The organism is Xanthomonas sp. LMG 12460 (assembly GCF_009192895.1).
In the GTDB taxonomy this organism is placed as follows: Bacteria; Pseudomonadota; Gammaproteobacteria; order Xanthomonadales; family Xanthomonadaceae; genus Xanthomonas_A; species Xanthomonas_A sontii.
Genome location: NZ_NKUH01000073.1, coordinates 53,854 through 74,742, shown reverse-complemented (window position 1 = coordinate 74,742; position 20,889 = coordinate 53,854). Strand labels below are relative to the sequence as shown.

The 20,889-nt window shown below is 69.9% G+C and carries 21 protein-coding genes; 15 read left to right on the top strand and 6 right to left on the bottom strand.

The features are described 5' to 3' along the window. Positions 1-12: 12 nt before the first annotated feature. Genes pgl through zwf form a run of 3 tightly spaced genes read right to left on the bottom strand, consistent with a single transcriptional unit; the run spans position 13 to position 3,196 of the window. Positions 13-732, bottom strand: coding sequence for a 6-phosphogluconolactonase (gene pgl / locus CEK66_RS14870; RefSeq protein ID WP_017917731.1), 720 nt, complete (start codon positions 730-732; stop codon positions 13-15). Continuing rightward, positions 729-1,736, bottom strand: coding sequence for a glucokinase (gene glk / locus CEK66_RS14865; RefSeq protein ID WP_152237420.1), 1,008 nt, complete (start codon positions 1,734-1,736; stop codon positions 729-731). The genes pgl and glk overlap by 4 nt, the downstream gene beginning before the upstream one ends. Further along, the gene (gene zwf, locus CEK66_RS14860) at positions 1,733-3,196 is read right to left on the bottom strand and encodes a glucose-6-phosphate dehydrogenase (protein WP_152237419.1); all 1,464 of its coding nucleotides are present in this window, start codon (positions 3,194-3,196) and stop codon (positions 1,733-1,735) included. The genes glk and zwf overlap by 4 nt, the downstream gene beginning before the upstream one ends. Before the next feature lie 414 nt (positions 3,197-3,610). On the opposite strand from zwf, the gene ugpC reads away from it, so the two are divergent. After that, positions 3,611-4,723 (top strand): sn-glycerol-3-phosphate ABC transporter ATP-binding protein UgpC, encoded by a 1,113-nt coding sequence (ugpC, locus tag CEK66_RS14855; RefSeq protein WP_152237418.1) that lies wholly within the window; start codon positions 3,611-3,613, stop codon positions 4,721-4,723. Positions 4,724-4,752: 29 nt separating this feature from the next. On the opposite strand, the gene CEK66_RS14850 is transcribed toward ugpC, so the two are convergent. Continuing rightward, positions 4,753-5,625: a folate-binding protein YgfZ gene (locus CEK66_RS14850; protein WP_193312669.1), complete on the bottom strand. Its 873-nt coding sequence runs from the start codon at positions 5,623-5,625 to the stop codon at positions 4,753-4,755. Here CEK66_RS14850 and CEK66_RS20820 point away from each other — a divergent pair. The 9 genes from CEK66_RS20820 (at position 5,527) to lolD (ending at position 12,177) form a co-directional block, all read left to right on the top strand. Next, positions 5,527-5,835: a DUF1674 domain-containing protein gene (locus tag CEK66_RS20820; RefSeq protein WP_309252725.1), complete on the top strand. Its 309-nt coding sequence runs from the start codon at positions 5,527-5,529 to the stop codon at positions 5,833-5,835. The two genes, CEK66_RS14850 and CEK66_RS20820, sit on opposite strands and share 99 nt — an antisense overlap. A 60-nt stretch (positions 5,836-5,895) precedes the next feature. Further along, complete coding sequence (gene sdhC / locus CEK66_RS14840; protein ID WP_152237416.1) at positions 5,896-6,288, top strand: succinate dehydrogenase, cytochrome b556 subunit; 393 nt, start codon at positions 5,896-5,898, stop codon at positions 6,286-6,288. Continuing rightward, positions 6,285-6,671 (top strand): succinate dehydrogenase, hydrophobic membrane anchor protein, encoded by a 387-nt coding sequence (gene sdhD, locus CEK66_RS14835; RefSeq protein ID WP_017908440.1) that lies wholly within the window; start codon positions 6,285-6,287, stop codon positions 6,669-6,671. Before sdhC ends, sdhD begins: the two co-directional genes overlap by 4 nt. Positions 6,672-6,700: 29 nt before the next feature. Beyond that, a complete protein-coding gene (gene sdhA, locus CEK66_RS14830) occupies positions 6,701-8,491 on the top strand; it encodes a succinate dehydrogenase flavoprotein subunit (RefSeq protein WP_017908441.1) in 1,791 nt (596 codons plus the stop codon). A 111-nt stretch (positions 8,492-8,602) separates the two neighbouring features. Then, entirely contained in the window at positions 8,603-9,385 is a 783-nt protein-coding gene (locus CEK66_RS14825; RefSeq protein WP_010342653.1) for a succinate dehydrogenase iron-sulfur subunit, read from the top strand. Between the two features lie 127 nt (positions 9,386-9,512). After that, positions 9,513-9,761: a succinate dehydrogenase assembly factor 2 gene (locus tag CEK66_RS14820; protein ID WP_017912578.1), complete on the top strand. Its 249-nt coding sequence runs from the start codon at positions 9,513-9,515 to the stop codon at positions 9,759-9,761. Next, on the top strand, positions 9,712-10,164 hold the full coding sequence (locus CEK66_RS14815) for a hypothetical protein (protein WP_152237415.1): 453 nt from the start codon (positions 9,712-9,714) through the stop codon (positions 10,162-10,164). The genes CEK66_RS14820 and CEK66_RS14815 overlap by 50 nt, the downstream gene beginning before the upstream one ends. 23 nt (positions 10,165-10,187) lie before the next feature. Beyond that, a complete protein-coding gene (locus CEK66_RS14810; RefSeq protein WP_010342649.1) occupies positions 10,188-11,432 on the top strand; it encodes a lipoprotein-releasing ABC transporter permease subunit in 1,245 nt (414 codons plus the stop codon). A 37-nt stretch (positions 11,433-11,469) separates the two neighbouring features. Continuing rightward, positions 11,470-12,177, top strand: a complete 708-nt coding sequence (gene lolD / locus CEK66_RS14805) for a lipoprotein-releasing ABC transporter ATP-binding protein LolD (protein WP_152237414.1) — start codon at positions 11,470-11,472, stop codon at positions 12,175-12,177. Positions 12,178-12,759: 582 nt separating this feature from the next. Here the strand turns inward: lolD and CEK66_RS14800 are convergent. Continuing rightward, positions 12,760-13,824 (bottom strand): SDR family oxidoreductase, encoded by a 1,065-nt coding sequence (locus CEK66_RS14800; RefSeq protein WP_152237413.1) that lies wholly within the window; start codon positions 13,822-13,824, stop codon positions 12,760-12,762. Between the two features lie 258 nt (positions 13,825-14,082). On the opposite strand from CEK66_RS14800, the gene CEK66_RS14795 reads away from it, so the two are divergent. The 5 genes from CEK66_RS14795 to lpxK are packed head-to-tail and all read left to right on the top strand — an operon-like array spanning position 14,083 to position 20,430. Then, entirely contained in the window at positions 14,083-16,635 is a 2,553-nt protein-coding gene (locus tag CEK66_RS14795; protein ID WP_152237412.1) for a DNA internalization-related competence protein ComEC/Rec2, read from the top strand. Continuing rightward, positions 16,529-17,188, top strand: coding sequence for a MotA/TolQ/ExbB proton channel family protein (locus CEK66_RS14790; protein WP_026143405.1), 660 nt, complete (start codon positions 16,529-16,531; stop codon positions 17,186-17,188). Before CEK66_RS14795 ends, CEK66_RS14790 begins: the two co-directional genes overlap by 107 nt. A 4-nt stretch (positions 17,189-17,192) precedes the next feature. After that, on the top strand, positions 17,193-17,630 hold the full coding sequence (locus tag CEK66_RS14785) for a biopolymer transporter ExbD (RefSeq protein ID WP_010342642.1): 438 nt from the start codon (positions 17,193-17,195) through the stop codon (positions 17,628-17,630). Continuing rightward, positions 17,627-19,399, top strand: coding sequence for a lipid A export permease/ATP-binding protein MsbA (gene msbA, locus CEK66_RS14780; protein WP_152237411.1), 1,773 nt, complete (start codon positions 17,627-17,629; stop codon positions 19,397-19,399). Before CEK66_RS14785 ends, msbA begins: the two co-directional genes overlap by 4 nt. Further along, a complete protein-coding gene (gene lpxK / locus CEK66_RS14775) occupies positions 19,396-20,430 on the top strand; it encodes a tetraacyldisaccharide 4'-kinase (RefSeq protein WP_152237410.1) in 1,035 nt (344 codons plus the stop codon). The genes msbA and lpxK overlap by 4 nt, the downstream gene beginning before the upstream one ends. Positions 20,431-20,622: 192 nt before the next feature. On the opposite strand, the gene CEK66_RS14770 is transcribed toward lpxK, so the two are convergent. Beyond that, positions 20,623-20,847 (bottom strand): hypothetical protein, encoded by a 225-nt coding sequence (locus CEK66_RS14770; protein WP_152237409.1) that lies wholly within the window; start codon positions 20,845-20,847, stop codon positions 20,623-20,625. Positions 20,848-20,889: the final 42 nt, after the last annotated feature.

Below are 20,889 nucleotides of genomic sequence, written 5' to 3'. Positions count from 1 at the left end.
CCAATCCCGGCCTCACTCGCACCAATGCACGCGCAGGCGCGCACCCGGCGTATCGAAGGCGACGCGGATCGGGTACTCGTGCGGATCGGTGCCGGCCAGCGCGCGCTCCAGCACTTCCAGCTTCTGCTTGCCGCGCAACAGCAGCATGCGCTGGCCGATCGGCGCCAGGCCGGCCGGGGTCAGGGTGATGCGCAGCGGCCAGGTGTTGGCGCCGGGGCAGCCGGTGGCGTCGAGCGTGGCGTAGGGCAGCGGGTTGGCCAGGGCCTTGTTCAGGTCGGTGGCGCCCGGGAACAGCGAGGCGGTGTGGCCGTCGCCGCCCATGCCCAGCACCGCCATGCACGGGGCCGGGGCGTGCTGCGCGTGCAGGTTGGCCGCGTGCACGCAGTCCTGCAGCGGCTTGCCGACCCGCACCAGCGGTTCGAAGCGCGCCTCTTCGGCGCGGTCCAGCAGACTGTGCCGGACCAGGTAGGCATTGCTGTCGCTGTCCTGCGGCGACAGCCAGCGCTCGTCGACCAGGCCGACCTCCAGCTTCGACCAGTCCAGCGGCAGCTCGGCCAGCGCCTGGTACACCGGCGCCGGGGTGGTGCCGCCGGACAGCAGCAGGCGCGCGCCGCCGCGGCGCTGGATCTCCTCGCGCAGCGCGGTGCCGATCTCGGCCGCCGCCGCGTCGATCCATTCGTCCGGATCGTCGTAGCGGATCAGCGTGATGCGGTCGGACAGCGTGGGGCTCATGCGATGGCTCCTGGGGGTTGCCGCGCGGCGTCCACCGCGTAGGCGGCGGCGCCGAGCAGGCCGGGACGGGGGTGGATCACCGCCAGCGACGGCACCCGCGCCATGATCGACGAAAACCGGCCCTTGTGCTCGAAGCGCTGGCGGAATCCGGAATGCTGGATCGCGTCGAGCATCTTCGGCACCAGCCCGCCGGTCAGGAACACGCCGTCCCAGGCGCCCTGCATCAGCACCAGGTCGCCGGCGATGGCGCCGAACACGGCGCAGAACACGTCCACCGTGCGCATCGCCCGGTAGTCGCCCTGCGCGGCGCGCGCGGTGATGTCCTCCGGCTGCAGCGGGCCGGGATCGTCGCCGGCGATCTCGCTGAGCGCGCGATGGATGTTGACCAGGCCGGGGCCGCAGATCAGGCGCTCGTTGGAGACGCGGCCGAACTGCTGCGAGAGCAGTTCCAGGATGCGGATCTCCTCCGGCGTGCCCGGCGGGAAGCTGACATGGCCGCCCTCGGTTTCCAGCGGGAAGCAGCGCCCGCCGCGCATCAGCAGGCCGCCCACGCCCAGGCCGGTGCCGGGGCCGATCACCCCGTAGTTGCGCGGCACCTCGATCGGCGACGGCGTCCAGCTGGCGCCGCCGACCTGGACCACGTCCTGCGGCCGCAGCAGGCTGATCGCCATCGCCTGCGCGGCGAAGTCGTTGATCAGGTGCAGTTCGTCGAAGCCGAGCATGGCGCGGGTGCGCGCCCGCGAGATCACCCACGGATGGTTGGTGATGCGCGCCTCGTCGCCGTCGACGCGGCCGGCGACGGCGAAGGTGCCGCTGCGCGCATCCACCCCGGTCTGTTCTAGGTAGTGGCGGGCGGCGTCGCCCAGCGACGGGAATTCCACCACCGAGTAGGTCTGGGTGCTGTCGTCGAGCAGCGGCACCGAGGCGTCGAGATCGGCGAGGGCGAAACGGGCATTGGTGCCGCCGATGTCGGCGACCAGCACCGGGCGCTGCGGCGCGCTCATTGCGCGGCCTTCGGCGCGGCGCCGGACTGGTCGCAGGACACGTAGGCCTGCGCTTCCTGCGGGCCCCAGCTGCCGGCCGGGTAGGGCAGCAGCGGCAGGTGCGCCTGCGCCCAGGCGGCGCTGACGCTGTCGATCCAGGCCCAGGCGGCGCGCACTTCGTCGTCGCGCACGAACAGCGCGTGGTTGCCGTTGAGCGCGTCGAGCATCAGCCGCTCGTAGGCGATGCGCCGGTGCAGGCCGGTGGGCACCGACAGTTCCAGTTCCAGCGGCTGCAGTTCCAGCGCGCCCCATTCCGGGCCGGCCAGGCTGCTCATCAGCCCCAGTTCGATGTTCTCCTGCGGCTGCAGCTGGAAGGTCAGCCGGTTCGGCGCCACCTGCTGCGCGGCCGGGCGCTCGAACAGCCAGTGGGTGACCGGCTTGAGCGTGACCACCACACGGGTGGAGCGCTCGGCCAGGCGCTTGCCGGTGCACAGCCGGAACGGCACCCCGGCCCAGCGCCAGTTGTCGATGTAGGCGGTGACCGCGGCGAAGGTCTCCACGTCGCTGCCTTCCGGCGGCTGGTAGGCCTGCGCCGGCTGGCCGTTTATGGTGCCGGCGGTGTAGCGCCCGCGCACGCTGTCGCGGGCGGCATGCTCTGCGCTGAGCGGACGCAGCGCGCGCAGCACCTTGACCTTCTCGTCGCGGATGCGGTCGGCTTCCAGCGACGCCGGCGGCTCCATCGCCACCAGGCACAGCAACTGCAGGATATGGCTCTGCACCATGTCGCGCAGCGCGCCGGAGCGCGCGTAGTAGGCGTCGCGGCCGTCCACGCCCTCGCTCTCGGCGACCAGGATGTCCACCGATTCGATGTAGTTGCGGTTCCACACCGCTTCCAGCAGGGTGTTGCCGAAGCGCAGCGCGATCAGGTTCTGCACCGCGGCCTTGCCCAGGTAGTGGTCCAGGCGGAACACGCGGTCCTCGTCGATCAGCGCGCCGATCGCCTGCACGATCTCGCGGGCGCTGTCCGAATCGTGGCCGATCGGCTTCTCCAGCATCAGCCGGTGCGGTGCGGCCAGGGCGCCGCCCAGGGCCAGGCCCTGGCAGGTGCTGATGTACAGCCCCGGCGGGATCGCCAGGTAGCTCACGCAGCGGCGCGCGGTCAGGTCGCGCACCGCGGCGGCCACCGATTCGGCATCGCGCAGGTCCACCGAGCGGTAGTCGATGCGCGCCAGCAGCGCCTGCACGATCGATTCGCCGATCTGCGGCATCGCCGCCTGCAGGCGCGGCTTGAGGATCTCGTGGAACTTGGCGGTGTCGTGCGGCGACAGCGCCAGTGCGCGGATGCGGAAGTCTTCCGGCAGGAAGCCGTCGTCGAGCATGCGCAGCAGCGAGGGGAACAGGTAGCGCTGGGCCAGATCGCCGGTGGCGCCGAACAACAGGAAGGTATCGTGCATCGACCGGGTTTCGGTTTCGGGTGACATGGTGTCGATCACCTGGGGGCTAGGAGTGACGTGGCGTGGGAAAGCGAACGGCGGCGACGGCCTGTATCCGGCCGGTTCGGGCGAGGGCGTGACGCGGGAGGGCCGCCAGGCGGGAACGCACGATCCAGGAGATGAATACGACTGCCAGACCTCTGAGCATACCTCTCCAATGCCTCATGCTGCAGGTCGGCTGTCATCCCGCAGGATGACGGGCGCGCGCCGGATCGGCGGCTGGCGGATCGCATTGCATGCCCTCCCAGGCTCGATGTTGCCCCGTGAAAACGGTTACATGGCAGAATACCGCATCGCGATCCATTGTTGCCTGCGCGCGGGCATGATGCGACCCGAATTCGTATGCACTGCCCTCGGGAGGGACCGGCGGCAGCCCGTTCCTCACTGCCGGAAACCGGATACATGGCGAAAGTACAACTGGACAACATCCGCAAGGTCTACGACAACGGCCAGGTCGCCGTGCACGGGGCCAGCTTCGAAGTGGCCGACGGCGAACTGATGGTGCTGGTCGGGCCCTCGGGCTGCGGCAAGTCCACGCTGCTGCGCATGATCGCCGGCCTGGAAGAGATCAGCGGCGGCGAGCTGCGCATCGGCGAGCGCGTGGTCAACGAGGTGGCGCCGAAGGACCGCGACATCGCCATGGTGTTCCAGAGCTATGCGCTGTACCCGCACATGACCGTGGCCGAGAACCTGGCGTTCGGGCTCAAGCTGCGCGGCGAGAGCAAGGAGGTCATCCGCCAGCGCGTGGCCGCCGCCGCCGACACCCTGGGCCTGACCCCGATGCTGGACAAGCTGCCGCGCGCCATGTCCGGCGGCCAGCGCCAGCGCGTGGCGCTGGGTCGCGCACTGGTGCGCGAGCCGGCGGTGTTTCTGCTCGACGAGCCGCTGTCCAACCTGGACGCCAAGCTGCGCCACTCGGTGCGCACCGAGATCGCGCAACTGCACCGCAAGCTCGGCACCACCATGATCTACGTCACCCACGACCAGGTCGAGGCGATGACCCTGGGCCAGCGCATCGTCGTGCTCAAGGACGGGCTGATCCAGCAGATCGACACGCCGATGGCGCTGTACGACCGCCCGGCCAACCTGTTCGTGGCCGGTTTCCTCGGCAGCCCGGCGATGAACGTGCTGCGCGGGCTGCTGGTGGAAGAGGGCGGTCTGCAGCTGCAGTTGCAGGACGGCGGGCGGGTGCCGCTGCCGGGTGCGCAGGTCGCGCCGCAATGGCTGGGCCGGGAACTGGCGATCGGCGTGCGGCCGGAGCACCTGCAGCCCAGCGACGACGCGCAGGGCGGCTTCGAGGTCACCATCGAGGTGATCGAGCCGGTCGGCAACGAGATCTTCGTCAATCTCAGCCACGGCGCGCAGCCGCTGGTGATGCGGGTGGCGCCGCGCGCGCTGCCGGGCCTGGGCGAACGCCTGCGGGTGGCGGTGCGCGGCGACGCGCTGCACTTCTTCGATGCCGAGAGTGGGGGGCGCCTGGAGGCGCGGGAATCGGGAATCGGGAATCGGGAATAGCAAAAGCGACAGCGAAAGCGCCGGCGCGCTCAGCGCGCCAGGCCGTCTACCAGTGGCTGCCACCGTGCGGGGTGTCCGTCGACGTCCAGTCCCGCCGGCGGCGCCTCCTCGAGCGGCAGCACCGCCAAGGCCAGGGTGCTGGCGACGCTGACCACGCTGCCGAACGGCTGACCGTCGCGCAGCACCTCTGCGTCGATCGCGACGGGCGCATCCACTTCCAGCAACTGCGCGGCGCGCTTGGCCTTGCCCAGGAAGTGGGTGCGGGCGACGATTTCCTGGCCGGGGTAGCAGCCTTTCTTGACGCTGAAGGCGTGCAGCCGGTCCAGGCCCAACTGCTGCGGCGTCCATTGTTCGCGCTGGCTCGGCGCAAGCCGGGCCAGGCCCAGGCGCAGGTCGGCCGCGCGCCAGGCCTCGGCCAGCGCCGGGTCGGCGGCCGGCGCATCCGCGGCCGGCGCCGGCACCAGGCGCAGGGTGCGCGGCAGGCCGTCGCCGCCCATGTCCAGTTCGATCACGCCAGCCTCATCGTGCGCTGACGTCGCGCCGCGGGCCTGCTCGGGTAGGCTCAGGCGACCGAAAGCAACAAGCGTGTCCTCGACCGACACGCGCAGTTTGCGCCGGAACACGAAGCGGCCCAGTGCCGTTGCCAGTTCCTCGGCGCCGCCGTCGGCCAGCAGCATCAGCAAGGCGTCGTCGGCCTGGCGCAGCAGCGCGAACACCGCGATCACCCGGCCCTTGGCGGTGAGCCAGGCGTTCCACTGCCACTGGCCCACCGCCAGCGCCTGCACGTCGTTGGCGAATTGCGCATGGGCGAAGGCCGCTGCATCCGGACCGCGCAATGCGACGTATTGCAGGTGTGGCAAGGCGGAAAAACCGCCGGATTCCAGATTCAGGTTGTCAGGCACGAGAGGGGAGGACTAAAATTGACGAGTTGTGAGACCCGCATGATAGGCCAACCAACCCCCACACCCGAGTCCGATCCCGAAACGCAGCGGCCTGCCGAGGACACCCCTCCGCAGACCGAGCCTGCGCCGCGGGAGATCGGCGGGCGCGGCGGCCTCGAGCCGACGCGCTACGGCGACTGGGAGAAAAACGGACGCTGCATCGATTTTTGAGCAGCTTTGAGCCAACGCGGCCTTAAGCACGCCGCCCAGCCGAGACAACGAGCCCAGCGAATGGCTACGCGCGAACGTCCCCTTTCCCCGCATCTGCAGGTCTATCGCTGGCAGATCCAGATGGTCACCTCCATCCTGCACCGTGCCACCGGCATCGTGCTGTCGGTCGGTGCCCTGATCATCGCCGCCGCGCTGCTGGTGCTGATGCTCGGCCCGGCGTCCTGGAACTGCTTCCGCGGCATGGCCGGCGCCTGGTACGGCCAGGTATTCCTGTTCGCCTGGAGCTGGGCCTTCGCCTACCACCTGTGCAACGGCCTGCGCCACATCGTGCAGGACTTCGGCCATGGCTTCAGCATCCCCGCGTTCGTGCGCAGCAGCTGGATGTCGGTGGTCGGCAGCCTGGTGATCGTGGCGCTGATCTGGGCCTACGTCCTCCACGGAGCCGCCGCATGAGCCGCTATCGCACCCCTCTGAAGAACGTCCGCGGCCTGGGCGCGGCCAAGTCCGGCACCGAGCATTTCGTGTTGCAGCGGCTGACCGCCACCGCGCTGGTCGGCCTGACCGTGTGGTTCCTGGTGTTCGTATTGAGCCTGCTCGGCGCCGACTACGTCACCGCCACCGAAGCGGTCGCCAAGCCGTGGAACGCGGTGCTGCTGGTCGGTTTCCTGATCGCGATGTTCTGGCATGCGCAGATCGGCCTGCAGGTCATTCTCGAAGATTACGTGCATAACTCGCTGCTGGCCCTGGCGCTGCAGACCACGGTGAAGTTCGTCGCCGTGCTCGGCGCGATCGTCGGTGTATTCGCGGTCGCCCGCATCGCGCTGGGCAGCGCCTGATCGGCGCCCGGAACAGGAATTCAGATTCGATGTCCGCTTACAAGATCACCGAACACAAGTACGACATGGTCGTGGTCGGCGCCGGCGGCGCCGGCCTGCGCGCCACCTTCGGCCTGGCTCAGAAGGGCCTGCAGACCGTCTGCCTGACCAAGGTCTTCCCGACCCGTTCGCACACCGTGGCCGCGCAGGGCGGCATCTCCGCCGCGCTCGGCAACATGGGCGAGGACGACTGGCGCTATCACTTCTACGACACCATCAAGGGCTCGGACTGGCTGGGCGACCAGGACGCGATCGAGTACATGTGCCGCGAGGCGATCCCGGCGATCATCGAGCTGGAGCACTACGGCGTGCCGTTCAGCCGCACCGAGGACGGCAAGATCTACCAGCGTCCGTTCGGCGGCATGACCACCAAGTACGGCGAAGGCCCGTCCGCGCAGCGCACATGCGCCGCCGCCGACCGCACCGGCCACGCCATGCTGCACACGCTGTACCAGCAGTCGCTGGCGCACAACGCGCGCTTCATGATCGAGTACTTCGCGCTCGACCTGATCTTCGACGAGGAAGGCGCCTGCCGCGGCGTGCTCGCCCTGGACATGGCCGAAGGCTCGCTGCACCTGTTCCGCGCCCACGGCGTGGTGCTGGCCACCGGCGGCTACGGCCGCGCCTACTTCAGCGCCACCTCGGCGCACACCTGCACCGGCGACGGCGGTGGCCTGGTGATGCGCGCCGGCCTGCCGATGCAGGACATGGAGTTCGTGCAGTTCCACCCGACCGGCATCTACGGCGCCGGCTGCCTGATCACCGAAGGCGTGCGCGGCGAAGGCGGCATCCTGCGCAACAGCAGCGGCGAGCGCTTCATGGAGCGCTACGCGCCGCACTACAAGGATCTGGCCTCGCGCGACGTGGTGTCGCGTTCGATGACCATCGAGATCCGCGAAGGCCGCGGCGTCGGCGAGCACAAGGACCACATCCTGCTCGACCTGACCCACCTCGGCCCGGGCGTGATCGACGAGAAGCTGCCCGGCATCGCCGAGAGCGCGCGCATCTTCGCCGGCGTCGACGTGCACAAGCAGCCGATCCCGGTGATCCCGACCGTCCACTACAACATGGGCGGCATCCCGACCAACTACCACGGCGAAGTGGTGCGCAAGGACGGCGACAACCCCGATGCGGTGGTGCCGGGCCTGTACGCCATCGGCGAGGCCGCCTGCGTGTCGGTACACGGCGCCAACCGCCTGGGCTCCAACTCGCTGCTGGACTTGGTGGTGTTCGGCCGCGCGGTGGCCAACCGCTGCGCCGAGACGATCAAGACCGGCGCCCCGCACAAGGGCCTGCCGGGCGACGCCTGCGACAAGGCGCTGGGCCTGCTGGACAAGCTGCGCAACGCCAACGGCAGCACCCCGACCTCGGTGATCCGCGACAAGATGCAGCGCACCATGCAGTCCGACGCGGCGGTGTTCCGCACCAGCAAGACGCTGAAGGAAGGCGTGGACAAGATGGCCGACATCTTCGCCAGCTTCGAGGACGTCAAGGTGTCCGACCGCTCGCTGGTCTGGAATTCCGACCTGATCGAGACCTACGAGCTGAACAACCTGCTGCTCAACGCGGTGGCGACGATCAACTCGGCCGAACAGCGCAAGGAAAGCCGCGGCGCGCACGCCCACGAGGATTTCCCCGACCGCGACGACGTCAACTGGCAGAAGCACACGCTGGTCACCGTCGACGACAAGGGCCAGTGCAGCTTCGACTACCGCCCGGTGCACATGTACACGCTCAGCAAGGACGTGGACGTGGTGCCGCCGAAGCCGCGCGTTTACTGACCACAGCCGGGAAACGGGAGTAGGGAATCGGGAATCGAGAACAGCGCATGCGCTCTTCGCTCCCGCTTCCCATTCCCCATTCCCCAATCCCCATTCCCGGATTTTAAAGCCATGGCAGAGTTCACCCTCCCCAAGAATTCCAAGATCGGCAAGGGCAAGCACTTTCCCGCCAAGGGCGCGAAGAACGTGCGGACCTTCAAGGTCTACCGGTGGAATCCGGACGACGACAGCAACCCGCGGACCGACACCTACGAGGTGGATCTGGATGCGTGCGGCCCGATGGTGCTGGACGCGCTGATCAAGATCAAGAACGAGATCGACCCGACCCTGACCTTCCGCCGCTCGTGCCGCGAGGGCATCTGCGGATCGTGCGCGATGAACATCGACGGCACCAACACGCTGGCCTGCACCAAGGCGATCGCCGACTGCGGCAAGAAGGAAGTGCCGATCTACCCGCTGCCGCACATGAGCGTGGTCAAGGATCTGGTGCCGGACCTGACCCACTTCTACGCGCAGTACGCCTCGATCAAGCCGTGGATCCGTACCCAGACCCCGCCGCCGCCGGACCGCGAGCGGCTGCAGTCGCCGGAGGACCGCAAGAAGCTCGACGGCCTGTACGAGTGCATCCTGTGCGCGTGCTGCTCGACCAGCTGCCCGAGCTACTGGTGGAACGGCGAGCGTTACCTGGGCCCGGCGATCCTGCTGCAGGCCTACCGCTGGATCATCGACTCGCGCGACGAGGACACCGGTGCGCGCCTGGACGATCTGGAAGATCCGTTCAAGCTGTACCGCTGCCACACCATCATGAACTGCGCGCGGACCTGCCCGAAGGGGCTGAACCCGGCGCTGGCGATCGCCGAGATCAAGAAGTTGATGATGGCGCGCCGCGCCTGATCGCAGCGGCACACGTTCCATGCGGCGGGCCTGCCCGCCGACCGCGCGGCACCGGCTTTCGGGTTCGGTGCCGCGTTCGTTTTCGGCGGCTGCCGTGCGGCGCCGCCTCCAGGCAAGGGCGCATGCGATGGACGAGAGCACCGAACTGAAGAAGCTGCGCTGGCGCTGCCGGCGCGGCATGCGCGAACTGGACCAGCTGTTCGGCCGCTACCTGGACCGGCGCTGGGGGGAGGCTTCCGAGGACGAGCGCGGGGTTTTCCTATACCTGCTCGATTGCGAGGACGATAAGTTGTGGCGCTGGTTCATGGGCTACGAGGCCTGTCCCGATGCACGCGCCGCCGATCTCATCGCTTCCATCCGCGCCATGCCGGCTTGACTGGCGCCCCTCGCGCTGGCTGCTGGCCGCGCTGACCCTGCTCGGCGCGCTGGCGCCGCTGTCGCTGCTCGGTTCCGACCTGCCGCCACGCCTGGCCTGGCCGGCGGCCGTGCTGGCGCTGCTGTACGCGGCGTGGCTGCTGCGCCGTGAGGCCAGGCGGGCGCCGCGCATGCTGTTGGTTCCCGCCGGTGCCGGTACGCCCAGCATCGATGGCGTGGCGGTGAGCGCGCTGCAGGTCGCCTGGCGCGGACCGCTGGCGTTCGTGCGCTGGCGCGATGCGCAGGGGCGCACCCAGCGCCTGGCGTGGTGGCCGGACACGCTGCCACCGGCGGCACGACGTGAACTGCGTCTGGCCGCTGCCGCCCATGCCGCTTCGTCTGCGCCGCCGCAAATGGCACCATAGCGCTCCCTGGATGGTGGCTGCGCATGTTCAAACCCTTACCCGTGGCCATCGGCCTGCGCTATCTGCGCGCCAAGCGCCGCAACAATTTCATCTCCTTCATCTCCATGGCCTCGATCCTCGGCATCGCCTTGGGCGTGACCGTGCTGATCACCACCCTGGCGGTGATGAGCGGCTTCCAGAAGGAGATCCGCGACCGCCTGCTGCAGATGGCCGCGCATGCCACGGTCAGCGCGCAGGGCGCGCCGATGGAGGACTGGCAGCACGCGGTGGACGTGGCCATGCGCGACAAGCGCGTCGCCGGCGCCGCGCCCTACGTCGAGGAAGAGGCGCTGCTCACCGGCCAGCGCAACCAGCCGGCGATCGTCCGCGGCATCCTGCCCAAGGAAGAGGCCAAGGTCTCGGTGCTGGCGCAGAAGATGAAGCAGGGCTCGGTCGACAGCCTGACCCCGGGTTCGTACAACATCCTGCTCGGCCAGGAGCTGGCGCTGTGGCTGGGCGTGGGCGTCGGCGACAAGGTGGTGGTGATGCTGGGCGAGCCGCAGGCCAGCCCGATGGGCATGGTGCCGCGCTACAAGCGCTTCACCGTCAGCGGCATTTTCGAGGCCGGCTACAACGAGATCGACCGCGGCCTGGCGGTGACCAGCATGCCCGACCTGCAGCGGGTGCTGCGCATGGGCGACGGCGTCACCGGCGTGCGCCTGAAGCTGTACGACATGGACCAGGCCTGGAACGTGGCGCGCGACCTGGCGCTGAACCTGCACGGCCCGTACATGGTCAGCGACTGGACCCGCGAGAACGCCAACCTCTACCAGTCGCTGAAGATGGAAAAGACGGTGATGGGCATCCTGCTGTCGCTGATCATCGCGATGGGTGCGTTCAACCTGGTGTCCTCGCAGGTGATGCTGGTGACCGACAAGCAGGCCGACATCGCGATCCTGCGCACGCTGGGACTGAGCCCGGGCGGGGTGATGCAGGTGTTCATGGTGCAGGGCACGCTGATCGGCGTGATCGGCACCGTCGCCGGCGTGATCGGCGGCATCGTGCTGACGCTCAACCTGGAGCGGATCCTGGCCGGCATCGAGGCGGTGTTCAACATCAAGCTGCTGCCGGAGGACGTCTACTACATCACCGGCCTGCCTACCGACATGCAGCCGCACGACGTCATGGTGATCACCATCGTCGCCTTGCTGATGAGCTTCCTGGCCACGCTGTACCCGGCCTGGCGCGCGGCGCGCACGCAGCCGGCGGAGGCGCTGCGCTATGAATGAGAGCCGGGAATCGGGAATGGGGAATCGGGAATCGGGAATGCAGAAGCGACACGCGGACGCGGCGATCCGCGCCGAAGGCCTGGCCAAGACCTATGCCGAAGGCAAGATGCGCACGCCGGTGTTCGACGGCCTGGAGCTGAGCGTGGCGGCGGGCGAGACCGTGGCCATCGTCGGCGCCTCCGGTGCCGGCAAGAGCACCTTGCTGCACCTGCTCGGCGGCCTCGACGTGCCGACCTCCGGCGAGGTCTACGTGGCCGGCCAGCGCATGTCGGCGCTGACCGACGCGGCGCGCGGGCAGTTGCGCAACCGTTCGCTGGGCTTCGTCTACCAGTTCCATCACCTGCTGCCAGAGTTCACCGCGCTGGAGAACGTGATGATGCCGGTGCTGCTGGGCGGCGCGCCGATCCAGGACGCCGATGCGCGCGCGCGGGCGCTGCTGGAATCGGTGGGCCTGGGCCATCGCCTGGAGCACAAGCCGGGCGAACTGTCCGGCGGCGAGCGCCAGCGCGCCGCGGTGGCGCGTGCGCTGGTCAATCGCCCGGCCTGCGTGCTCGGCGACGAGCCGACCGGCAACCTCGACGACAAGACCGCGGCCAACGTGTTCGCGCTGATGCTCGAACTCAACCGCGCGCAGGGCACCAGCCTGGCCCTGGTCACCCACGACCGCAGCCTGGCGCGCAAGTTGGACCGGGTGCTGGAACTGCACCAGGGCAAGCTGCGCGAACTGGCGCCTGCGGACGTTTGAACGAGCGTGGTGGCGGGCGCGATGTGCCGCCGCATTGCACGGTGAGGGGACATGGTCGCGGTCTGAGGGGCGTGCGCCGCTGAAGCCTGTTGCGTGCGGGGTCGGGCGTGACAGCCTCGCTTGCTGTGCAGCGCCCGCGGTCACGACAAAAGCAGTGTCCTGCTCACTGATGCAGTGCGCGTCGGGACTGAAGTCCCTCCCACAGTGCACATCGCCGCTTCGCCGCGCGTTGGAGCGACGTCACGCGCGACGAACGAGGCAGCGAGCCGCAGTGGCTTCAGTGCATCTGCCGACGCCGGAGATCCTCGGACAGGCGAAAGCACTTCTAGCGCAAGCGCGCCGTAGAAGCGGCTTCAGCCGCGACCAACGAAGCCGGGCATGTCGCCGGTGTTGGTTGCTGTCGGCGCCGAAAAACTTCGTACAGCATGCCCAGCAAACGCGTCGCCGCGGCGATGCCTCGCATGTCCAGACAACTCCCTACAACGGCGACCGTCCTGGAGCGCACCGCGTGCCCCATAGGCGGCAACCTTCCGGATTGCCGCTTTCCCATTGCATCGGCGACTCTTCACCCAGCCTCGTCCCTCAGGGAATCACCCGCTGCGCGCGCAGTCGCGTGAACAGCTCCAGGAACGAGGCGCGGCTGTCGTAGTAGCCGAGGAAGCCGAGATCGCGGCTCTTGGTCATGTCGTTGACGCACTCGATCTCGCGGCCCAGATCGGCATCGGTATGCCACCACGACGCCAGTTGGTTCACATCCGCCTGCACCAGCCCATGCTGCTCGGCGATCTCGCGCCACAGCGCAGGCGCAGTGTCCTGCAGGCGCGGCTGCAGCGGCATCGGCGCCTCCGGATAAGGGGCAGGCTCCAGGCCGAAGAACGCGGCGATCTCGCCCCACATCCAGCGCCAGCGGAACACGTCGCCATTGACCGTGTTGAAGGCCTGGTTGCGTGCGGCCGGATTGGTCGCGGCCCAGGCCAGTTGGCGGCCGAGCAGGCCGGCGTCGGTGAGGTCGGTGAGGCTGTCCCACTGCGCGCGCGAGCCAGGGAACACGAAGGGCTGCCCGGTGTGCTTGCACAGCGTCGCATACACCGCCAGGGTCACGCCCATGTTCATCGCATTGCTGCCGTTGGCCTGACCGATCATGGTGTGCGAGCGGTGCACGCTCCAGCCGAAGCCATGGCGCGCGGCGGCGTCGAACAACAGGTCTTCCAGCGTGTAGTAGAAATTCTCGCCCGGCTGCCGCGGTTCGCTCTCGCGGAACGGCGTCTCCGCCTTGCCGCTGCCGTAGTGCTCGAACGAGCCGAGGTAATGCTTGGTGCCGGTGACCAGCGCCATGTGCTGCAGCGTCGCGCCGTCCAGGCCCTCGCACAGGTGCTGCAACATCGCGCCGTTGGCGGCGACGTTCTCCTTCTCGGTGTCGCGCCGCGTCCAGGTGCAGAAGAACACGTGGGTGATCGGCAGCCCGCGCAGCGCCGCGATGGTGGCGTCGCGGTCGAGCAGATCGACCGCCACCGGAATCACGCCTTCCTGCGGCACCGGACGGCGTGCCAGCCCATAGACGGTCCAGCCCTCGGCGACCAGCACGTTGGCGAGGTTGTAGCCGGAGATGCCAGTGACTCCGACGATCAATGCGATGCCCTTGCGCATGCGCGAACTCCTTACGACGTGGGGTATCGCACCTTAGGCGCGGGGCAATGAAGCTGCGGAGAACTGCGTCGGGACTGTGACGCGGCGCGCGCTCGCGCGTTAGGCGAATTCTGACGCGGTGTCGCGGCATGGACCGATGGCTCGCGTCCAGGCGGGATGCGACGCTGGCATCGCGATAAAGACGGTGTCGCGCGATGCGCACGTCGCGCCGCTTCGTCTCGCTGCTTCCGATCCATCGATGCCAAGGAGGGCAAGCACATGCAACCGTCGGCAGACGCCGTGCCGTGCCAGGGCCCCGTCGCGACTCGCGCTGCCCGCTGGCCGGCACCGGTGCCGTTCGGCGCTGCGGTCGCGGCCAGCCTCGCCGCCGGCGTGCTGGCCGCGCTGTGGCTGCCGCGCCTGCTGCCCTGGCCGCTGGCCGTGGCGATCCTGCTCGCCGGGGCGTCGCTGTACGTGGCGGCGCCGCGCTGGCGCTGGCTGGGCGCGTTCGCGATCGGCGCCGGCTGGCTGGCGCTGATCGCCGGCATGGTGCTGGCGCGGCAGTTGCCGGCCGACTGGGAAAAACGCGTGGTCGACGTCCGCGGCCAGGTGGTGGAACTGCCGCAGGCGGAGACCCGCCGCACCCGCTTCCTGTTCCGGGTGGACAGCGACGCGGCGCAGCCGGCGCCGTTGCGCGGGCGCCTGCTGCAATTGGCGTGGTACGACGACTTCGGCACGCACCAGGCCGGGCCGCGCAGCGTCCTGCGCGCCGGCGCGCGTTGGCAGTTGCAGGTGCGCCTGCGCGCGCCGCGCGGCTTGAGCAATCCGGGCGGCTTCGATGCCGAGGCCTATGCGCTGGCGCAGCGGATCAGCGCCAGCGGCTACGTGGTGGCGCCGCATGCGGCAGCGCAACTGACGCCGGGGCAGGGCATCGACGCGTGGCGTGCGGATATGTCCGCACGCATCGCCGCGGCCGTGCCGCAGGCCTCGGCGCGCTACGTGCAGGCACTGGCGCTGGGCGACACGCGGCGCCTGGACGATCGCGACTGGCGCATCCTGCGTGCCGCCGGCCTGACCCATCTCATCGCCATTTCCGGCTTCCATGTCGGCCTGGTCGCCGGCGCCTTCGCACTGCTCGGCGGCGGCCTGTGGCGGCTGTGGCCGCAGCTGGGCCGCTACTGGCCGCGCCGCCAGGCCGCGGCGGCGCTGGCGCTGCTCGGCGCCGGCGGCTACACCCTGGTGTCGGGCATGGCCCTGCCGACCGTGCGCACCGCGCTGATGATCGCGGTGGTGGTGGCGGCACGGCTGTGGCGGCGGCCGGTGCGGGTGGTCGACGCATTGGCGCTGGCGGCGATCGCCATGCTGCTCTGCGACCCGCTGGCAGTGCTCTCGGCCGGCTTCTGGCTGAGCTTCCTCGGCGTCGCCTGGCTGGCCTGGTGCATGCCCGACGCCGGCCGCGGCTGGCGCGAGACGCTGCGCAGCTTCCTGACCGCGCAGGGCGTGGCCACGGTCGGCCTGCTGCCGGTGAGCACGATGCTGTTCGGGCAGGCCTCCGTGGTCGGGCCGCTGGCCAACCTGCTGGCGATCCCCTGGTGGAGCCTGGTGGTGGTCCCGCTGGCCTTGCTCGGCACCGCGCTGGAGGCGTTGCACGCCGGTGCCGGCGCCTGGCTGTGGCGCCTGGCCGCGGCCTGCTTCGACCTGACCTGGCCGTTGTTCGTCGCCTTGGGCGAGAGCCGCTTCGCCCTGCGCTGGCTGCCGGAGGCGCGCGATTGGGCGTTGCCGCTGGCCCTGCTGGGCGCGTTCTGGCTGCTGCTGCCGCGCGCGGTGCCGGGCAAACCGCTGGCGGCGCTGCTGTGGTTGCCCTTGCTGTGGCCGCCGCTGGAGCGACCGCGACCGGGCGAGGTCGATCTGGTGATGTTCGACGTGGGGCAGGGCCTGTCGTTGCTGGTGCGCACCGCGCATCACCAGTTGCTGTACGACACCGGGCCGGCGGTCGAGGACGGCTACGACGCCGGCGAACGGGTGGTGGTCCCGGCGCTGCATGCGCTTGGCGTGGCGCGGCTGGATCGCGCGGTGATCAGTCATGGCGACAACGACCACGCCGGCGGCCTGGGCGCGGTGCGCGCGGCGCTGCCGATCGGCCTGGTCCAGGCCCCGGCTGGTGCGCCGTTGCCGGTGGACCGGGCCTGCGTGACCGGCGATGCCTGGGAATGGGATGGCGTGCGGTTCCGGTTCCTGCATCCGGCGCCGCACTTTCCCTATCTGCGCAACGAATCCAGCTGCGTGTTGCGGGTGGAAACCGTGCATGGCGCGCTGTTGCTGGCCGGCGATATCGGCGACGTGGTCGAGCGCACGCTGCTGCGCGAGGCGCCGCAGGCGCTGCGCGCCGACGTCGTGGTGGCGCCGCACCATGGCAGCGCGCATTCCTCGCAGCCGGCCTTCGTCGCCGCCACCGGCGCGCGGCTGGTGCTGGTGTCGGCGGCCTACGGCAACCGCTTCGGTCATCCGCATCCGGGCGTGGTGGCGCGCTGGCAGGCGGCCGGCGCCGAGGTCGCCGGCACGCCGCAGGGCGGTGCGCTGCGCGTGTGGCTGGGGCGCACGGGCCTGCAATTGCGTGAGCGGCGGCCCTGGCGGGCGCGGCTGTGGGATGCGGCGGAGCGGGCGCGGGCGGCTGCTATCCTATCGGCCAGTGAACGAACGGCCGAGCGTGCCGGAGGGTTGCGACGTGTGGGAACTGGTCAAGGCCGGTGGCTGGCCGATGGTGCCATTGCTGCTGTTGGGCGTGGTCGCGCTGGCGATCGTCCTGGAGCGGTTCTGGAGCCTGCGCCGTAGCGAGGTGTTGCCGCCGGGACTGGGCCAGGAAGTGCGCAACTGGGCCACGCGCGGCAAGCTCGACCCCACCCACATCGAATCGCTGCGGCGCAATTCGCCGCTGGGCGCGCTGCTCGCGGCCGGCCTGGATGTGCGCAACCGTCCGCGCGAGATCGTGCGCGAGCGCATCGAGGACACCGGCCGGCACGTCGTGCACCGCATGGAGCGTTACCTGAACGCGTTGGGCACGATCGCCTCGGCCGGGCCGCTGCTCGGCCTGCTCGGCACCGTGGTCGGCATGATCCAGATGTTCCTCGGCATCCTCGACCATGGCCTGGGCGACGTGAACCAGCTCGCCGGCGGCATCGGCAAGGCGCTGGTGTGCACCGCCACCGGCATGATCATCGCGGTGCCGGCGCTGATCTTCCATCGCCATTTCAAGGGCCGCATCGCCGGTTACGTGATCGAGATGGAGCAGGAAGCCACCGCCCTGACCGACGCGCTCGACGGCCATGGCCGTGCGGTTGCGCCGGCACGCGGCGCCGCGTCGAACGCCGCGTCGGCCAAGGGCTGAGCCGGTGCGGATCCGCGACGACCGTGGCCAGGACGAGCCGCACATCGACCTGGTGCCGTTGATCGACGTCATCCTGGTGCTGATCATCTTCTTCGTCGTGACCACCACCTTCGATGCACGTTCGACGCTGCAACTGCAGTTGCCCAACGCCAGCGACCGCAACGCGCCGCCGCCGGCGCGCGCGCTGAGTGTGCTGATCAACGCCGACGGGCATTACTTCATCAACGACCAGGAAGTGCTGCGCACCGACGTGGAGTCGGTCAAGCGCAGCATCGCCCAGGTCGCCGGCGACGACCGCGAGCAGCCGGTGCTGCTGCGCGCCGACGCGCGCACGCCGTACCAGGCGGTGGTCACCGCGCAGGACGCGCTGGGCCAGCTCGGATTCCGCCGCATCGCCATCGCCACTGCCCCCGAAGTCAACAGGGACGGAAGCTCCAAGTGAATGTACCCACCGACGTGCCCGTCCAGGATTCCCCCTGGCGGACCTATCGCCGCCTGTTGTCCTATGCCGGCGGCTACCGCGGTCTGCTGCTGATCGCCGCCGTCGGCGCGCTGCTGGAGGCGCTGGCCGGCTCGGGCTTCCTGGCGCTGATGAAGCCGATCACCGACGAGACCTTCATCGCCCGCAACCGCGAGGTGGCGATGTGGCTGCCGTTGCAGATCGTCGGCCTGTTCGTGCTGCGCGGTATCGCCGGCTACGTCACCGACATGTCGATGGGGCGCGCGGCGCGGAGCATTTCCCGCGATTTCCGGGTCAACGTGCTGGACAAGTACCTGCGCCTGCCGGGCAGCCGCTTCGATGCCGAGCCGGTGGCGTCGATGCTGGTACGGCTGGGTTCGGACAGCGAGCAGGTGGCGCAGGCCGCGGTCGACGCGATGAAGGTGATGGTGCAGCAGACCCTGCAGATCGTCGGCGCGCTGGCGGTGATGCTGTGGTACAGCTGGACGGTGACCGTGACCATCCTGCTGGTGGCGCCGCCGCTGGCCTGGGTGATGGACCGCGTGGCCAAGCGCTACCGGCGGGTCAGTCATCGCATCCAGGAGAGCAACGCCGAGCTGATGCAGTCCGCCGAGCAGGCCCTGTCCGGCAACCAGGAGGTCAAGGTCTACGGCGCGCGCGCCAGCGAGATGGAGCGCTACCAGCACCTGGCCGACACCAACCTGCACCTGGCGATGAAGGTCGAGTCCACCCGCGGCATCTCCTCGGCCGCGGTGCAGTTGCTGGGTGCGATCGGCCTGGCCGCGCTGCTGCTGATCGCCGGCCACGAGGCGCTGGCCGGGCGCCTGACCGCCGGCGAGTTCGTCTCGCTGATGACCGCGATGATGGCGATCATCCCGGCGCTGAAGAACCTCACCAACGTGCAGAACATGCTGCAGCGGGGCGTCGCCTCGGCGCAGCGGCTGTTCGTGGTGCTGGATGCGCCGGAGGAACAGGACAGCGGTACCCGCCACATCGAGCGCGCGCAGGGCCGGATCGAGTTCCGCGAGGTGACCGCCGCCTATCCGGGGCAGGCGCGGCCGGCGCTGGCCGAGGTCAGCTTCGTCGCCGAGCCCGGCACCGTCACCGCCATCGTCGGCCGCTCCGGCAGCGGCAAGTCGAGCCTGGTCAAGCTGATCCCGCGCTTCTACGACCCGCAGTCCGGGCAGATCCTGCTCGATGGCCACCCGCTGCAGGACTATCGGCTGGAGGATCTGCGCCGACAGATCGCCCTGGTTGGCCAGCAGGTGATGCTGTTCGACGGCAGCATCGCCGAGAACGTCGCCTACGGCGAGATGCGAGAGGCCAGCCCTGCGCAATTGCAGCAGGCGATCGCCGATGCCAACGCGATGGAGTTCGTCGAGCACCTGCCGGACGGACTGCAATCGCAGGTCGGGGCCAAGGGCGGACGCCTGTCCGGCGGTCAGCGCCAGCGCCTGGCGATCGCCCGCGCCATGCTCAAGGACGCACCGATCCTGATCCTCGACGAAGCCACCGCGGCGCTGGACAACGAATCCGAGCGGCTGGTGCAGGACGCCTTGCACCGGCTGATGCCCGACCGCACCACGCTGGTCATCGCCCACCGCCTGTCGACCATCGAACACGCCGACCAGGTGCTGGTGATGGACCACGGCCGCATCGTCGAGCGCGGCACCCACCACGAGCTGCTGGCGCTGGGCGGGGTGTATGCGCACCTGCACAGCATGCAGTTCCGCGAAAGGCAGTTCGGATGAGCGAGCGCGGGCCGCACACCCCCGCCTATTGGTACGGCACGGGTTCGCCGCCGCTGCACGCGCGCGTGCTGACCCCGCTGTACGCGGCGGCGATCGCGTTGCGCCGCGCGCTGTACCGGCGCGGCTGGCGCAAGCGCCACAGCATCGCCGCGCCGGTGGTGGTGGTCGGCAACCTCACCGCCGGCGGCACCGGCAAGACGCCGTTGACCATCGCCCTGGTGCAGCGCCTGCGCGACGCCGGCTGGAGCCCGGGCGTGGCCAGCCGCGGTTACGGCCGCAGCCAGCCGCAGGAGCCGCGCTGGATCGAGCCGGGCACCTCGGCCGAGCAGGGCGGCGACGAGCCGGTGCTGATCGCGCGCAAGACCGGCGTGCCGGTGCGGGTGGACCGCGACCGCGTGGCCGCGGCGCGCGCGCTGCTGCAGGCCGGCTGCGACATCGTGGTCTGCGACGACGGCCTGCAGCATTACCGGCTGCAGCGCGACATCGAGATCGAGGTGGTGGACGGCCAGCGCCGCTACGGCAACGGCCGCCTGCTGCCGGCCGGGCCGCTGCGCGAGCCGGTGGCGCGCGGCAACGAATGCGATTTCCGGGTCATCAATCTGGGCCAGGCCAGCGACAGCGGTGCGCTCGAAGCCGGCTTCGGCGAATGGGCGATGCGCTTGCGCATCGACAGCGCGCAACCGCTGCGCGGCGGCCGTGCGCGGCCGCTGCGCAGTTTCGCCGGCCAGCGCGTGCATGCCGTGGCCGGCATCGCCCATCCGCAGCGCTTCTTCGACATGCTGCGCGCGCAGGGCATCGGCGTGGTGCCGCATGCGTTTCCCGACCATCACCAGTACCGCGCCGCGGATCTGGCCTTCGGCAGCGAACTGCCGGTGCTGATGACCGAGAAGGACGCGGTCAAGTGCGCCGCCTTCGTCAACGACTGGTGCTTCAGCGTGCCGCTGGTCGCCGAGCTGCCGGCGGCGTTCTGGATCGGCCTGCTGGACCGGCTGGACAAGCTGCGCGGCCGCGCGGGCGGGACCGGCGACTAGGGCGTTCCCCCATCACGTGCGCCCGCGGTTGGCCTGCAGGAGCGCCACCGGCGCGTGGCGTAGCCTGGGCAATGGTCGAATCCAAGCCGCGGCCTCAGCGGTGCGTCCGCCATCTTCAGTCCTAAGGGCACTGGTGCTGCGCGCACGACGCCGTGTCATCGCTGCGCGTGGCGCGCCACCTCCGCGCGCCTCCTAGGCGCCAATACGGCGCGCGTGCCGCGCGCGCGACGTGAGCGCAAGCCGCAGCGAGCCGACGCTTTCCGCGCCGCTGGGCAAGGCGCGCGTGCGGTCGCCGGCCGGCGCCACCACCTGCACACCGGCGATCCCGGCGTGGTCGATACAATGACCCTCAGTGCCGTTGCGGCGTGCGGCGGCCACCGGGCCGCTGCCCGGCGCCCACCAGGCCGTTTCGGCCAACCATGCGGAGAGCTTTCGATGACGGTCTTCTCGCGATATCCC